The sequence below is a fragment of the Cellulosimicrobium cellulans genome, from assembly GCF_006539945.1.
Lineage (GTDB): Bacteria > Actinomycetota > Actinomycetes > Actinomycetales > Cellulomonadaceae > Cellulosimicrobium > Cellulosimicrobium cellulans.
On the sequence record NZ_BJNZ01000001.1, the window covers coordinates 217,578 to 232,799 of the forward strand.

Annotated in this window: 11 protein-coding genes; 9 read left to right on the forward strand and 2 right to left on the reverse strand. The window is 73.3% G+C overall.

Features of this window, described 5'->3' with window-relative positions:
- Positions 1–28: 28 nt before the first annotated feature.
- The 6 genes from CCE02nite_RS00930 to CCE02nite_RS00955 all read left to right on the forward strand — a co-directional run bounded on the left by CCE02nite_RS00930 (position 29) and on the right by CCE02nite_RS00955 (position 6,141).
- Positions 29–916 carry an SIS domain-containing protein gene (locus CCE02nite_RS00930; protein ID WP_255318559.1) on the forward strand — a complete coding sequence of 296 codons (888 nt, stop codon included), beginning with the start codon at positions 29–31 and terminating at the stop codon, positions 914–916.
- A 129-nt stretch (positions 917–1,045) separates the two neighbouring features.
- Entirely contained in the window at positions 1,046–2,344 is a 1,299-nt protein-coding gene (locus tag CCE02nite_RS00935; protein ID WP_255318560.1) for an ABC transporter substrate-binding protein, read from the forward strand.
- Positions 2,341–3,261, forward strand: coding sequence for a carbohydrate ABC transporter permease (locus CCE02nite_RS00940; RefSeq protein WP_141387298.1), 921 nt, complete (start codon positions 2,341–2,343; stop codon positions 3,259–3,261). The genes CCE02nite_RS00935 and CCE02nite_RS00940 overlap by 4 nt, the downstream gene beginning before the upstream one ends.
- Positions 3,261–4,202 carry a carbohydrate ABC transporter permease gene (locus CCE02nite_RS00945; protein WP_141387300.1) on the forward strand — a complete coding sequence of 314 codons (942 nt, stop codon included), beginning with the start codon at positions 3,261–3,263 and terminating at the stop codon, positions 4,200–4,202. Before CCE02nite_RS00940 ends, CCE02nite_RS00945 begins: the two co-directional genes overlap by 1 nt.
- Positions 4,199–5,209, forward strand: coding sequence for a carbohydrate kinase family protein (locus CCE02nite_RS00950; protein WP_141387302.1), 1,011 nt, complete (start codon positions 4,199–4,201; stop codon positions 5,207–5,209). The genes CCE02nite_RS00945 and CCE02nite_RS00950 overlap by 4 nt, the downstream gene beginning before the upstream one ends.
- Positions 5,206–6,141, forward strand: a complete 936-nt coding sequence (locus tag CCE02nite_RS00955; protein WP_141387304.1) for a 1-phosphofructokinase family hexose kinase — start codon at positions 5,206–5,208, stop codon at positions 6,139–6,141. The genes CCE02nite_RS00950 and CCE02nite_RS00955 overlap by 4 nt, the downstream gene beginning before the upstream one ends.
- A gap of 13 nt (positions 6,142–6,154) precedes the next feature.
- Here the strand turns inward: CCE02nite_RS00955 and CCE02nite_RS00960 are convergent, their stop codons facing one another.
- The gene (locus tag CCE02nite_RS00960; RefSeq protein WP_141387306.1) at positions 6,155–7,012 is read right to left on the reverse strand and encodes a DeoR/GlpR family DNA-binding transcription regulator; all 858 of its coding nucleotides are present in this window, start codon (positions 7,010–7,012) and stop codon (positions 6,155–6,157) included.
- Positions 7,013–7,135: 123 nt separating this feature from the next.
- Between CCE02nite_RS00960 and CCE02nite_RS00965 the strand changes: the two genes are divergently transcribed.
- From CCE02nite_RS00965 to CCE02nite_RS00975, 3 genes are all read left to right on the forward strand, one after another.
- On the forward strand, positions 7,136–8,473 hold the full coding sequence (locus CCE02nite_RS00965; RefSeq protein WP_255318561.1) for an alpha-glucosidase/alpha-galactosidase: 1,338 nt from the start codon (positions 7,136–7,138) through the stop codon (positions 8,471–8,473).
- On the forward strand, positions 8,470–9,318 hold the full coding sequence (locus CCE02nite_RS00970; RefSeq protein WP_141387308.1) for a class II fructose-bisphosphate aldolase: 849 nt from the start codon (positions 8,470–8,472) through the stop codon (positions 9,316–9,318). Before CCE02nite_RS00965 ends, CCE02nite_RS00970 begins: the two co-directional genes overlap by 4 nt.
- Positions 9,319–9,400: 82 nt before the next feature.
- Entirely contained in the window at positions 9,401–10,336 is a 936-nt protein-coding gene (locus CCE02nite_RS00975) for an endo alpha-1,4 polygalactosaminidase (RefSeq protein WP_141387310.1), read from the forward strand.
- Between the two features lie 43 nt (positions 10,337–10,379).
- On the opposite strand, the gene hrpA is transcribed toward CCE02nite_RS00975, so the two are convergent.
- A complete protein-coding gene (gene hrpA, locus CCE02nite_RS00980; RefSeq protein WP_371861889.1) occupies positions 10,380–15,131 on the reverse strand; it encodes an ATP-dependent RNA helicase HrpA in 4,752 nt (1,583 codons plus the stop codon).
- Between the last annotated feature and the right edge of the window lie 91 nt (positions 15,132–15,222).

Sequence of the window (15,222 nt, forward strand, 5' to 3'; positions counted from 1 at the left end):
ACGGCCCCGCCGACGACAGGACAAGCACGTGAGCCCGAGCGCCGTCACCGAGCGAGAGATCCACAGCCAGCCCGAGGTGTGGGCCAGGGCCCTCGCGGGCGGACCCGCCACCGGTTCCGTGCTCGGCGCGCCCGGCGAGCGCGTCCTCGTGCTCGGGTGCGGGACGAGCGCGTTCGTCGCCGAGGCGATCGCGGTCCTCCGTGAGGACGCGGGGCTCGGCGAGACCGACGCCGCGTACGCGTCGGAGTGGCGCCCGACGCGGCCCTACGACCGCGTGGTCGTCATCAGCCGTTCCGGGACCACGAGCGAGTGCCTCGAGGCGCTCGCGGCCGTCCCCGCGGGCACGCGCACCGCGGCGGTCGTCGGGGTCGCCGGGACGCCCGTCGCTCTCGCGGCGGACGACGTCCTCGTGCTCGATCTCGCGGACGAGGAGTCGGTCGTCCAGACGCGGTTCCCGACCACCGTGCTCGCCGTCGCCCGCCAGGCGTTCGGGGAGAACCTCTCCGACCTCGTCGAGCAGGCCGAGCGGGCGCTCGCGGCGCCGCTGCCCGTCGAGCCGGGCGCGTTCGAGCACTTCGTGTTCCTCGGCCGCTCGTGGGCCTACGGCCTCGCGCAGGAGGCGGCGCTGAAGATCCGCGAGGCGGCGCAGGCGTGGTCCGAGTCCTACCCGGCGCTCGACTACCGGCACGGGCCGGTCGCCGTCGCGACCGACGCGACGCTCGTCATCCTGCTGGGCGACGACGACCCGGCGCTCGCCGAGGACGTGCGGCGCACCGGCGCGACCGTCGTGCACCTCGCCGGGGACCCACTGGTCCAGCTCGTGCAGTGCCAGCGCCTCGCCGTCGCCCTCGCGGCCGACCGCGGCCTCGACGCCGACGCGCCGCGCCACCTCACCCGCTCCGTCGTCCTCGGCTGAGGACGATCCGCGACAGCCCGTCACCGACGGGGACGCAGTACCCGGACACTCGACGAAGAGACCGCCCAAGAGACAAGGCCGACAATGTTCCGTCATCCCACCCGCCGCCGTCCCGACCGTCCTCTCTCCGTGGCCCGGGGAGCCGCCGGAGCGGTCGTCGTCTCCGGCGCCCTGCTGCTCGCGGCGTGCTCGTCCGGGACGTCGGGCGCCACGACCCTCGACCCCGAGGCCGACGTCACCCTCACGTGGTGGACCGGCCAGGCCGACCAGGCGCAGACCATCCTCACGGGCCTCGCCGAGGAGTTCGAGGAGCTCCACCCCAACGTCACGATCGAGGTGTCCTCGGGCGCGCCGTCGACGGAGGATCTGCTGCAGAAGCTGTCGTCCTCGTTCGCGGGCGGTACCTACCCGGACATCTCCTACGCGTTCGGCTCGTGGGCGAGCGAGCTCGCCGAGTCGGAGCGCACGCTCGACATCACCGACCAGGTGAGCGACCCCGGCGTCGGCTGGGACGAGTTCTCCGGGGCCGCCCGCGCCACCGCGCAGCCGGACGGCGAGACGACGATCGGCTTCCCGGCGGTCGTCGACAACCTCTCCCTCCTGTACAACAAGACGGTGTTCGACGCCGCCGGCGTGGACTACCCGACCGAGGACTGGACCTGGGACGACTTCCGTGCCGCGGCGAAGGAGCTCACGGACCCCGCGACGAGCACCTACGGCTACGCGTACGGCGTCTCCGGCTCCGAGGAGACGACCTGGCAGTTCTGGCCGCACCTGTGGCAGCGGGGCGGCGAGATCCTCGACGAGTCCGGCACCACCGCGACGTTCGACTCCGACGCGGGCGTGGACGCGCTGACGTTCCTGCGCGACATGGCCGTCCAGGACGGGTCGGTCTACCTCGACCAGACGGACACCAAGTTCACGCAGATCTTCGCGAGCGACCAGATCGGCATGGTCACGTCGGGACCGTGGACGCTGTACGACCTCCAGGTCGCGGGCACGCAGTACGGCGTGGTCCGGCTGCCGACCTACGACGGCGAGCACACGACGATCTCCGGCGCCGACCTGTGGGTCCTGTTCGACCACCAGGACGCGAACCGCGAGCACTGGTCGTACGAGTTCACGAAGTGGCTGACCGACCCCGAGCAGGACGTGCGCTGGAACGTCGTCTACGGCAACCTCCCGCTGCGCGAGAGCGAGATCGACTCGCCGGAGTTCCAGGCACAGGTCGCGGCGATGCCCGGCCTGGACGTCATGGCGCAGAACAGCGAGAACGCGACGATCCCGCGCCCGACCGTGCCGGGATACGTGAACCTCTCCGAGGCGGTCGGCACGGCCGTCTCGGAGGTCCTCCAGGGCAAGGGCGAGCCGCGCGATGCGCTCGAGCGCGCCGCCGCCGAGTCGAACGACGCGCTGGCGAACCAGTGACGACGACGCTCGCGCCCAGCCCCGCCCGGCGCGCCCCGCGGCGCCGCCGGACGGGGGAGGCGCTCGCCGGGTGGGGCTTCGTCACCCCCGCGACGCTCCTCGTCGTCGGGCTGTCGATCTTCCCCGCGGTCTGGGCGTTCCTGCTGTCGTTGCAGGACTGGAACGGCTTCTCCACCCCGGAGCCGGTGGGCGCGGACAACTACCGGCGCATGCTGACCGACGCCGAGCTGGGCGCCGCGGTGGGCCACACGCTCCTGTACACCGCGCTGTTCGTCCCGGCCTCGCTCTTCCTCGGTCTCGGCCTCGCGGTCGCGCTCAACCGCCGGCTCGTCCTGGTCGGGGTCTACCGCACCCTCGTGTTCCTGCCGTTCGTGGTCTCCGCAGCGGCCACCGGCATCCTCACGACCTACCTGTTCAACCCGCAGTTCGGGTTCGTGAACAACGTGCTGCGCGTCCTCGGCCTCCCGCAGCAGGGCTGGCTCGAGGACCCGTCGCAGGCGATGGTCGTCATCACGATCATGTCGCTGTGGGGCCAGGCCGCGTTCACGACGGTCATCTACCTCGCCGCGCTCCAGGACATCCCGGTCGAGCTCGCGGAGGCCGCTCGCGTGGACGGCGCGAACCGGTGGCAGTCGTTCTGGCACGTGACGTTCCCCCAGCTCGCCCCGGTCACGGTGTTCGTCGCGATCTGGCAGACGATCCAGGCGATCCAGCTCTTCGACCTCGTCTACACGACGACGCGCGGCGGCCCGCTCGGGTCGACCGAGACGGTCGTGTACTACCTGTGGAAGGCGGCGTTCAAGGAGCTCGAGTTCGGGTACGCGTCAGCCGTGGCGTACGGGCTGTTCGCCGTGACCCTGCTCATCACCATCGCCGTGACGCTCTACTCCCGCCGCACGAAGGTTGGTGGACTCTGATGCCGACGACCGTTCCCGGACCCGCCGCGTACGCCGCGGCGCCCGGCGGACCGCAGGCGGTGCCGCCCGGCGCCCCGGACGGCCCGCCCCCGGCTTCCACCACCGCCACCGCCGCGCCGCGGCGCCGGCGGCGACGCGCCTGGCTCTGGCACCTGCTGCTCGTGCCCGTCGCCGCGCTGTTCGCGACGCCGTTCGTGCAGATGTTCCTCACGTCGCTCACTCCCGAGGCGGAGATCAACCGGTTCCCCCCGCGGTTCTGGCCCTCGCAGCTCACGCTCGACGGCTACGTCAAGCTCTTCACCGAGACGGACGTGCTGCGCTGGACGACGAACACCGTCCTCGTCTCGGTCGTCGCCGTCGCGTCCCACATCGTGCTCTGCTCGCTCGCCGGGTACGGGTTCGCGCGGCTCAAGTTCCCGGGCCGCACGTTCGGGTTCCTCGCGATCATGGCGACGATCATGATCCCGACGCAGCTCCTCATGGTCCCGACGTACGTCCTCTTCGCGCGCATCGGCATCATCGACACGCTCGCCGCCGCGATGGTCCCGTGGCTCGCGTCGGCGTTCGGGATCTTCCTCATGCGCCAGTTCTTCCTGTCGCTCCCGCCCGAGCTCGAGGAGGCGGCCGTCCTCGACGGGTGCTCGCGGCTCTCCACGTTCTGGCGCATCATCCTCCCGCTCGCGCGGCCCGCGCTCGCGACGCTCGCGATCTTCACGCTGCTCGGCTCGTGGAACGACCTCGTCTGGCCGCTCATCGCGATCAACGACCCGTCGTCGTTCACGCTCCAGCTCGGGATCACGAACTTCCAGGGCGCGCGCCGGACCGACTGGTCGCTGCTCATGGCGAGCAACGTCGTCGCGACCCTGCCGCTGGTGCTGTTCTTCCTGTTCGCCCAGCGCCAGTTCATCGCCACCATGACCTTCACCGGAGTCAAGGGATGACCACGCCCCCCACCGTTCCCGCAGCACCCGACCGGACCGCCGCCCCACGACCCGTCGTCGTGGTCGGGGACGCGAACGTCGACCTCGTGCTGCGTGGTGACGTCGTCCCGCGCTTCGGCCAGGCCGAGCAGCTCGCCGACTCCGGCGACCTCGTCCTCGGCGGCTCCGCGAGCATCGCGGCCGCCGGCGTCGCGCGTCTCGGGGTGCCGACGACGCTCGTCGCGCGCGTCGGCGCGGACGTGTTCGGCACCTTCACCCTCGACGCGCTGCGCGCCGCCGGGGTGGACGTGTCCGCCGTCGACGTCGCCCGCGACGAGGCGACGGGGCTCTCGGTCATCCTCTCCACGCCCGACGACCGGGCGATCCTCACGGTCCCGGGCACGATCCCGACCCTCACGGGCTCGCACGCGCTCGCCGTGCTCGACGGCTGGCACGGGCCGCCCGGCGTCGTCCACGTCGCGTCGTACTTCCTCCAGCCGCGACTCGCCGCGGACCTGCCCGCCGTCCTCGCGTCCGCGCGCGAGCGGGGGTGGACGACGAGCCTCGACACGAACTGGGACCCCGCCGAGCGCTGGACCGGGCTCGCGGACCTGCTGCCCCACGTGGACGTGCTGCTGCCGAACCGCAACGAGCTGCGCGCCGTCGCGGGCGCGCTCGGCCCAGGTCCGCAGGGCGCGGCGCACACCGGTGACCGCGACGTCGTGCTCGCCCGGACGGTCGCTGCGCGCGGCCCCCGCGTCGTGGTCAAGGACGGTGCGCGCGGCGGGTGGTCCGTGGGACCGGCCGGAGCCGTCGTGCGTGCCCCCGGGCTCGCCGTGGAGGTGGTCGACACGACCGGGGCCGGTGACAGCTTCGACGCCGGATACCTCGCGGCGCTCGCGCACGGGATCGAGGACGAGACCGAGCGCGTGCGCTGGGCCGCCTGCGCCGGCTCCTTGTCGACGCTCGGCCCGGGCGGCACCGGAGCGCAGGCCACGCTGGCCGCGCTGCGGGCCGCGCTCGCATGATCTCCGCGCTCGCCCTCAGCCCGTCGCTCGACGTCACGTACGTCGTCGACGCGCTCGAGGGGATCCAGCGCCCGCGCGAGGTCCGTCGCGTCGGCGGAGGCAAAGCGCTCAACGCGGCTCGGGCCGCCGCGACGCTCGGCGCCTGCACGGCGGCGGTGGCGGTCCTCGCCGGGGGGTCGGGCGAGGACGTCGCGGCCGGGGCGAGAGCCGACGGCGTGGACCTGCACGTCGTCCCGGGAACCCACCCGACCCGCACGTGCGTCTCCGTCCTTGCCGCAGAGACCGGCGCGCTCACCGAGATCTACGAGAGTGCCGTCCCCGTGGAGCCGGACACGCTCGACCGCGCCGTGGGGCTCGCGCTCGACCTCGCCGCGCGAGACGGCGGGTGGTGGCTGCTGTCCGGCGGCCTCCCCGGCACGATCGCGCCGAGCGTGGTCGGCACCGTCGTCGGCCGGCTGCGGGCGGCAGGGGCCAGCGTCGCCGTGGACAGCCACGGTCCGGCGCTCGCGGGTGCCGTGGGCGAGGGACCGGACCTGGTCAAAGTGAACCGGGCCGAGGCGGCGGAGCTGTTGGGCGTCCCCGTGGACACGCCGGGGCCGGGGCTCGTCACCGGGCTCGGCGACCGGTCGGGCGGCCTCGTGGTCGTCACGGACGGCGCGGAGGGGGCGTGGGCGAGCGACGGCACGAGCGTCCTGCGCGTGCGGCTCGAGGGCCACGTCGGCCGCTTCCCGGTGGGGAGCGGCGACTCGTTCCTGGGCGGGATGCTCGTCGCGCTCGACGCGGGAGCGTCCCTCGCCGAGGCGGTGGCGCTCGGTGCCGCCGCGGGCACGGCCAACGCCCAGGTCCCCGGTGCAGCCGTCCTGGACGCGGACCTGGCCCGCCGTCTCGCCGGCGAGGTCGGGGTCGAGACCGTGGCGCTCCCGGTGCCGTAGACGCGCTGCGGGGTCAGGGCTGCGCGGTCGGCCTCTCGGTCGGCTGCACGGCCGCGACCGGACCGTCGTCGGGCACGACCTGGACGTCGACGCCGGCCGCGGCGATCGCGTCGAGCGCCGCCGGGTCGGCGGACGAGTCCGTCACGAGCACGTCGATCTCCTCGAGGTCCGCCATCTTGGCGAGCGTCACGCGCCCCACCTTCGACCCGTCCGCGACCACGACGACGCGCTCGGCGTGCGCGACCATCGCGTGGTTGGTGCGCGCCTCCGTCTCGTCGTGCGTCGTCGCGCCGCCGCGCACGCTGATGCCGTCGGTGCCCAGGAACGCGGTGCCGACGTTGATCGCGTTGAACGTGTGCTCGGCGAGCACTCCGACGGCCTCCAGCGAGCTCGAGCGGACGAACCCGCCGGTCATGATGACCTGCAGGTTGCTGCGTGCGGCGAGCTCGGTCGCCGTCGTCAGGGCGTTCGTGGCGATCGCGAGGTCGGGTCGCGTCGCCAGGGCGCGCGCGACGGCCGCCGCCGTCGTGCCGCCGCTGATCGCGACGGAGTAGCGCCCCGGCGGGAGCAGCCCGGCGGCGTGCTGGGCGATGCGCAGCTTCGCCTCGCGGAACCGGGAGTCGCGCAGGAGCACCGGGACCTCCGTCGTGGGGTCGAGGGCGCGCACCCCGCCGTGCGTGCGGAGCACGAGGCCCTGCTCCTCCATGTCCGCGAGGTCGCGCCGCATCGTGGCCGAGGAGACGCCGAGCTCACGGACCAGCTCCGTGAGGCGTGCCGTGCCGTGCTCGTTGACGTACGTCAACGCCCGCATCATGCGGTCGCTGCGCTTGTGGGAGATCGCGCGGGGCGCGGCGTCGGGTGCGACGGACATGCGCTTCCTTCCGGCGGTGCGTGGGCGGACGTCCGAGGCTCTCGGTGCCCGGACGAGGCAGATCGCTCAATCAAAGTGAGTGTTATCAGCGAAATATGATCGTATTCTTGCACAGTGCGCTCGATGGCGCCGAAGATCGTCGACATGGTCAGCATCGCGTTCGTCGGCGCCGGGAGCGTCGTCTTCACCCGCCAGCTCGTCGCCGACATCCTGCGCTACCCGGAGCTCGCCGACGCCCGCCTCGTGCTGCACGACATCGACCCCGAGCGGCTCCGCGTCGCCGAGGGCACCGCGCGTCAGGTGAGCCGCCAGCTCGGGGCGTCGGCCACCGTCGAGGCGTACGCCGACCGTCGCCGGGCCCTCGACGGTGCCGACTTCGTCGTCAACATGATCCAGGTCGGCGGCATCGACGCGACGCTGAAGGACCTCGAGATCCCCGCGCGCCACGGCCTGCGCCAGACCATCGGCGACACGACCGGCGTCGGTGGCGTGTTCCGCGCGCTGCGCACGTTCCCGGTGCTCGAGGGAATCGCGACCGACATGCGCGAGCTGTGCCCGCAGGCGTGGCTGCTCAACTACACGAACCCGATGGCGATGAACGTGTGGTGGGTCTCCAGCGTCGCCCCCGACCTCAAGGTCGCCGGGCTCTGCCACTCCGTGTACTGGACCGCGCACGATCTCGCGGAGCTCGTGGGCGTCCCGGTGGAGGAGACGCGGTACCGGGCTGCGGGCGTCAACCACCAGGCGTGGCTGCTCGAGTGGGAGCACCGGGGCGAGTCGCTGTACCCCCGGCTGCGCGAGACGATCCGCCGCGACCCCGGGCTCGAGCGTCGCGTCCGGGTCGAGATCTTCCGCCGCCTCGGCTACTACCCGACGGAGACGAGTGAGCACTCCTCCGAGTACCTGCCGTGGTTCCTCCGCTCCGACGAGCAGGTCGAGCGCTACCGCCTCCAGCCGCTCGAGTACGTCGGCATCAGCCGGGAGAACGTCGCGGAGTTCGAGGCGGCGCGGCGTGCGCTCGCCGCCGGCGAGGACCTCGCGCTCGAGGACGGCGCGAGCGAGTACGCGCCCCAGATCATCCACTCCCTCGTGACCGGCACGCGGCGCGAGGTGCACGTCAACGTCCCCAACCACGGCCTGATCGACAACCTGCCCCAGGGTGCGGTCGTCGAGGTCCCGGCGGAGGTCGACGGCGACGGCCTGCGCCCCGTGCCGATGGGCTCGCTCCCGGCACAGTGCGCGGCGCTCAACCAGCCGTACGTCTCCGTCGGGGCGCTGACCGTCGAGGCGGCGCGCACCGGCGACCCCCGGCTCGTGCGCCAGGCCGTGCTCATGGACCCGAACGCGTCCTCGACCCTCACGCCGGAACAGATCTGGGCCCTGTGCGACGAGCTCGTCGCGGCGCACGGGGACCTGCTGCCCGAGCCGCTCCGCGCCCTCGTCCCGGCGGGTGCCCTGTGACCTTGGCCGCGACGGGGAACCTCGTCGCTGCGGCGGTGCGCGACGGCGCCGCCGTGCTCGCGTTCAACGTCATCACGCTCGAGCACGCCGAGGGCATCGTCGCCGGCCTCGAGGACTCCGGGGCTCCCGGCATCCTGCAGGTCAGCGAGAACGCCGTCCGCTACCACGAGGGGCGCATGACGGCGCTGGTCGCCGCGTGCCGGGAGATCGCCGTCGCCGCACGGGTCCCGGTCTCGCTGCACCTCGACCACGTCCAGGACGTCGACCTCGCGCGCCAGGTCGTCGACCAGGCGTGGCGGCTCGGGATCACGTCGGTCATGGTCGACGCCGCCCACCTCGACTACGCGGACAACGTCGCCACGACCCGCGACCTCACCCGGTCCGCGCACGACACCACGCTGTGGGTCGAGGCCGAGCTCGGCGCGATCGGCGGCAAGGACGGTGCGCACGCACCCGGCGTGCGGACCGACCCGTACGAGGCGGCGTCCTTCGTCGCCGCGACCGGTGTCGACGGGCTCGCCGTCGCCGTGGGCAGCTCCCACGCCATGACGAGCACGACCGCGGAGCTCGACCTCGACCTCGTCGAGCGGATCGCCGCCGAGGTCCCCGTCCCGCTCGTGCTGCACGGGTCGTCCGGCGTGCCTTCCGCGATGCTGCGCGACGCCGTCGCACGCGGGATCCGGAAGATCAACGTCGGGACCGCGCTCAACGTCGGCTACACGCGTCAGGTGCGAGACTTCCTCGACGCGAACGACGGGGTGACCGACCCGCGCAAGTACCTCGCCCCGGCGCGAGGAGCTGTGCGCGACGCCGTCGACCGGCTCTGCACCCAGGTGTTCGCCTGACACCTCGGACCGTCCTGCATCTCCTGATCGGCACCCCCACCATGGCGCGCGGGCAGCGCGTCACGACGAGAGGAACGAGCACATGAGACGAACGACGACCGGCCTGGCACTCGGCTCGGCGCTGGTGCTGACCGCGTGCGCGAGCGGCCCCGCCGTCGGCGGCACGAGCCCGGTCCCGGACGCGGCGCGCACGACCACGACCGACGCGACGACCGCGGGGGCGGTCGCGCTGCCCCCCACGAGCGGGATCCTCGACTACCAGCTCGGCGGCGCCTACGACCAGGTCGACGCGGGATCGGGGCCGGTTGCCCCCGACGTGGTGGTGCGCGACGCGACGGCAGCGCCGCTCCCGGGCGCGTACAACGTCTGCTACGTCAACGGGTTCCAGACGCAGCCCGACGACGCCGACCTCTGGCTCGACCACGAGGAGCTCTTGCTGCACGACGCGGGCGGGGAGCTCGTGATCGACCCGGACTGGCCGGACGAGTTCGTGCTCGACCCCTCGACCGCCGCGCAGCGGGACGGGATCGTCGACCTCATCGGCCCGGTCGTCACCGGATGCGCCGACGACGGGTTCGACGCGGTCGAGATCGACAACCTCGACACCTGGACCCGGTTCGACCGGATCGACGAGGCCGGCGCGCACGCGCTCGCCACGGCGTACGTCGCCCTCGCGCACGACGCAGGTCTCGCCATCGCCCAGAAGAACGCCGCGGAGATCACGCAGGTCGCGCACGACGACCTCGGCTTCGACTTCGCCGTGACCGAGGAGTGCGCCGTCTGGGACGAGTGCTCCGCGTACACCGACGTGTACGGGGACCACGTGCTGCAGGTCGAGTACCCCGGCCCGCTCGCGGGCGAGGGCCTCACGTTCGCCGACGTCTGCGCTCTCGGCGACCGCGCACCCCTGACCGTGCTGCGCGACCTCTACCTCGTCACGCCCGACACAGACGTGAGCGGGTTCGACCCCGTCGAGGAGACGGGCGAGCCGTACTCGTACGTGTTCGAGACCTGCTGACCGCGGGGCGGCGGGCGGCGCCCACGCCGTGCGCCGCCCCGTGTCACCAGCCGTCGGGGGCGAGGAGCTTGCGGATGCGCTTCTCGCTCACCGGGCCGTCGGTGCCGAGCTGTTGCGCGAACAGCGACACGCGCAGCTCCTCGATCAGCCACCGGACCTCGGCCAGGTCGGCCGCGCGGGCGGGATCTGCCGGGCCCTGGGCGTAGGCGGCGCGGGCGCGCTGGTACGCCTCCTCGACGTCGTGCACGCGCCACGCGAGCTCGGCGTCGCGGTTCGGGTTCGCCTGCGCCTTCTCCAGCCGGTACGACGCCGCGCGCAGGTAGCGCGTGAGGTGCGGCAGCCGTCGGGGCGGGGTCTGGGAGACGAAGCCGTCGTGGATCAGGCCCGCGGCCTGGTCGCGCAGGTCCGTGAGCGTGTTGAGCAGCGCGAGGCTGTTCGACGCGCGGATCTCCGCGTCGAGGTTCCGCGACGCCGTGAGCGCGGCGACCACGTGCCCGACCACCTGGTGCACCTGGTCCTCCAGGTGCGTCCGCACGAACGCCCGCGCCGCCGCGTAGGCCTCGGCGTCGCGGATCGTCGCGACGTCCGGCTGCGTGCCGTACTGCCCGCTCCCGCCGCTCGTCAGCGCGATCACCGCGGCGAGCTGGAGGTCCGCGACGAGCGCGTCCGTGTTCCGGTACGGGCTGGCCGCCATCGTGAGCGACTGCGTGCCGTTCCACCGGCTCGTGACGCGCCCGGTCTGGAGCGCCGTCTCGGACAGCAGCAGGCGCCGCACGCCGCGCGCGTGCTCGCGTGCCTGAGCGGTCGCGTCGGCCAGCACGCGGAGCGCGACGACCGGCTTCCCCTTCGCGTCCTGCTCCTCGACGACCGCGGGGTACCCCCGGACGACGACCCCACCCCCGAGGTCGGTCGACACCGTCGCCGGGATCGCACCCCCGGGCAGGTCGGGCCACGTCGTCAGGTCCGTGCGTTCGCTCACCAGGCTCGTGGCCGAGTCCGCGGCCGGTGCGCCGTCGGTGCTCGGGCTGGCCGCGCCGTCGCCTCGGGCGGTCGGTCGTCCGTGGCCGCGCGCGGCCTCGACGCCCTTCGCATCCGACGACGCGCCGCCCGCTCGTCCTGCGCCTCGCCCGGGTGAGCCGGACGCGGAGGCGGGGGAGGGGGCGTCGGATGCGAGAGGGCGTGGGGGTGTCGAGGATCCAGTGGGAGCGCCGTGAGCATCGAGCGGCGCGGAGGGTAGCCCGAGCACCGACGCCCCCTCCGCCGCCGAACCCGACCCCGAGACCGCCGTACCCGACCCGGAGACGGAACTCGACGCCGCCTCGCGCAGCGCCGCACCCACCGCGCCCTTGACCGCCGCGCGGACCGCGGCCTGGTTCTGGGCGGCGAGGCGGCGCTGGAGCGCGAGGAGGTCCTTCGACTCGTCGAGCACGACGGAACCGCCGCGGCCGCGCGGGTCCTCGACCCGGAACGTCATGCGCAGGTGCGCGGGCAGGCGCGCCTCCTGCTCGGGGCCCCACGCGTCGTCGGGGATGACGACGTCGCGCAGCGCCCGCACGGCGCGCGTGAACGCGACGTGGAACGGCTCGGCCATGTCGCCCGCGCGGGCCATGTCCACCCAGGCGGGCGTGTGCTCCCGGAGCCAGGCGACGACGTCGCGCGCGACGTCAGGCGCCGGCACGAGCTGGACGCGGACCGGCTTGGGCAGCGAGCGGATGGTCGCGGTGGCGAGCTCGTCGAGCAGGCCGGGGACCATCCAGTCGAACCCGTCGGGCACGACGCGGTTGAGCACGGAGATCGGGAGGTGCACGGTGACGCCGTCGGCCTCGGTGCCGGGCTGGAACTGGTACGTGAGCGGGAGCGTGAGCTCGCCCTGGGGCCACGTCTCCGGGAACTGCGACGTGTCGACCTGCTCGGCGTCGGGCACGAGCTGTTCGAGCGTGAACGTGAGCAGGTCGGGGTCGCGGCGCCGCGCCGTCTTCCACCAGCGGTCGAAGTGCGCGGCGGACACGACGTCGTCGGGCACGCGCTCGTCGTAGAAGTCGAACAGCACGTCGTCGTCGACGACGAGCCCGCGCTGGCGCGAGCGCGCCTCCAGCTCCTCGGCTTCCTCGAGGAGCTTCCGGTTCTCGTGGAAGAACTGGTGGTGCGTCGTCCACTCGCCCTGCACGAGCGCGTGCCGGACGAACATCTCGCGCGCGGCCTCGGGGTCGACCTTCGCGTAGAGGACCTTGCGGTCCGCGACGATCGGCACGCCGTACAGCAGCACCTTCTCGGTCGCGATCGCCGCGCCGCGCTTGGTCGACCAGTGCGGCTCGGAGTACGTGCGCCGCGCGAGGTCGCCTGCGAGGTCCTCGGCCCACTCGGGCTGGATGCGCGCGACGTCGCGCGCCCACAGCCGCGACGTCTCGACGAGCTCGCCCGCCATGATCCACGCCGGCGGCTTCTTGCTGAGCGGCGACCCGGGGAAGATCGCGAACCGCGCGCCGCGCGCGCCGGTGTACTCGTTGCGGGCCTGCTTCTGCGCGCGCCGCAGCGCCTTGGCCCGGGCCTCGCCCTTGAGGTGCGCGACCGACGACGCCTTCACGTCGCCCGTGTCCTGCATCCCGATCTGCGACAGCAGGCCCGACAGGAGCGCCTTGTGGATCGTGTCGCCGTCCCAGGCGCGCTTGTACGCCTGGGTGTCGGGGGTCGGGTCGGGGGCGGTGGTCGGGTCCGCGGCGGCTGCCCCCGAGGTGCTCGGGCTACCGTCCGCACCGCGTGTGCGCGGCTTGTACGACATGTCGATGCCGAGGGGCTTGGACATCTCGCGGAGCTGGGCGACGACGTCCTGCCACTCGCGGATGCGCAGGAAGTTGAGGTACTCGGCCTTGCACAGGCGGCGGAACGCGCTGCTGGAGAGCTCGTGCTGCTGCTCGCGGACGTACTCCCACACGTTGAGGTACGTGAGGAAGTCGGAGTGCGGGTCGGTGAAGCGCGCGTGCGCCTGGTCGGCCTGCGCGCGGACCTCGGCAGGGCGCTCGCGCGGGTCCTGGATCGACATGACGGCGGCGATGATCGCGACCTCGCGCGCGACGCCGAGCCTCGACCCCTCCCAGATCATGCGGGCGAGGCGCGGGTCCATGGGGAGCTGCGCGAGGACGCGCCCGACCTCGGTGAGGCGCGTGACGCCGTCGGACGTGGCGAGGGCGCCGAGCTCGGTGAGGAGCTGGACGCCGTCGCGCACGGCGCGGGTGTCCGGGGGCTCGACGAACGGGAAGCGCGCGACCTCGTCGGGGGTCTCGACGACGCCGACGGAGATCATCTGGAGCAGCACCGACGCGAGGGAGGTGCGCAGGATCTCCGGCTCGGTGAACTCGGGCCGGGAGAGGAAGTCGTCCTCGGAGTAGAGGCGCACCGCGATGCCGTCGGCGACACGGCCGGAGCGGCCGGAGCGCTGGTTCGCGCTCGCCTGCGAGACGGGCTCGATGGGCAGGCGCTGGACCTTCGTCGCCTTGGAGTAGCGAGAGATGCGGGCCGTGCCGGGGTCGACGACGTAGTGGATGCCCGGCACCGTGAGCGACGTCTCGGCGACGTTCGTCGCGAGCACGATGCGCCGCGAGGAGTGCGTCTGGAACACGCGGTGCTGCTCGGCCGACGACAGCCGCGCGTACAGCGGAAGGATCTCGACGCGCTGCGGGTGCTTCGGGTCGGTGACGCGGTCCTTGAGGTGCCCGGTGAGCGCGTCGGCGGCGTCGTGGATCTCGCGCTCGCCGGAGAGGAACACGAGGATGTCGCCCGGTCCCTCGCGCATGAGCTCGTCGCACGCGTCGACGATGCCGGTCACGAGGTCCTTCTCCTCGGCGCCGGCGCGACCCTTCGCCTTCCCGGAGCTCGGGTCGACGTCGGGGGACAGCGGCCGGTACCGGATCTCGACCGGGTAGGTGCGGCCGGACACCTCGACGACGGGCGCGGCGTCGGGCAGCGCGTCGACCACGTACTCCGGCGCGCCGCCGAGCTGGGCGAGGTGCGCGGGGGAGAAGTGCTGCGCGAAGCGCTCGGAGTCGATCGTCGCCGACGTGATGATGAGCTTGAGGTCGGGGCGGCGCGGCAGGAGCCGCGCGAGGTAGCCGAGCAGGAAGTCGATGTTGAGCGACCGCTCGTGCGCCTCGTCGACGATGATCGTGTCGTACGCGAGCAGCTCCGGGTCGCGCTGGATCTGCGCGAGCAGGATGCCGTCCGTCATGACCTTGACGAGCGTGTCCTCGCTGGACGTGTCGGTGAACCGCACCTGGTACCCGACGACGCCGCCCAGCTCCGTGCCGAGCTCCTCCGCGATGCGCTCCGCGACGGTGCGGGCCGCGATGCGGCGGGGCTGCGTGTGCCCGACCTGGCCCGCCCGGCCGCGGCCGAGCTCGAGCGCGATCTTGGGGAGCTGCGTCGTCTTCCCGGAGCCCGTCTCGCCCGCCACGATGACGACCTGGTGGTCCCGGATCGCGGCGGCGATGTCCGCGCGTCGGGCGCTCACGGGAAGCTGCTCGGGGTACGTGATGGGCGGGACCGTCACGGCCTCGCGCGCCTGCGCGGCCCGATCGAGCTGCGCACGGCTCACCTGTCGCGGGCCCGACGGCGTCCGCTCGCCCCGGCCACGTCGCGTCGCCGTCGTGCTGGTCGGGGTGCCCGACGTCGAACGGTCACCCTGCCCACGGCCGCGGCGGTTCCCGCGGCGACGGCGACCCTCGCGCGGGGTGCCCTCGGCGGCGCCGTCCCGCTGGGGAGGGCGCGCGTCGGGCTGGTTCGCTGCGGGCTCGGTACTCACGACGGTCCATTCTCTCAACTCGCCGCAACTTCATTGCTCTCGTTCCGGGGAGCGACAGTGACGAGAGGCGCTGTCATTTTGCTAGCATATC

What these genes read in the sequence shown, in the direction of transcription:
- CCE02nite_RS00965 (WP_255318561.1), top strand. Translation starts at nt 7,136, where the DNA reads ATGGCGCCGAAGATCGTCGACATGGTCAGCATCGCGTTCGTCGGCGCC.
- CCE02nite_RS00950 (WP_141387302.1), top strand. Translation starts at nt 4,199, where the DNA reads ATGACCACGCCCCCCACCGTTCCCGCAGCACCCGACCGGACCGCCGCC.
- CCE02nite_RS00955 (WP_141387304.1), top strand. Translation starts at nt 5,206, where the DNA reads ATGATCTCCGCGCTCGCCCTCAGCCCGTCGCTCGACGTCACGTACGTC.
- CCE02nite_RS00960 (WP_141387306.1), bottom strand. Translation starts at nt 7,012, where the DNA reads ATGTCCGTCGCACCCGACGCCGCGCCCCGCGCGATCTCCCACAAGCGC.
- CCE02nite_RS00945 (WP_141387300.1), top strand. Translation starts at nt 3,261, where the DNA reads ATGCCGACGACCGTTCCCGGACCCGCCGCGTACGCCGCGGCGCCCGGC.
- CCE02nite_RS00975 (WP_141387310.1), top strand. Translation starts at nt 9,401, where the DNA reads ATGAGACGAACGACGACCGGCCTGGCACTCGGCTCGGCGCTGGTGCTG.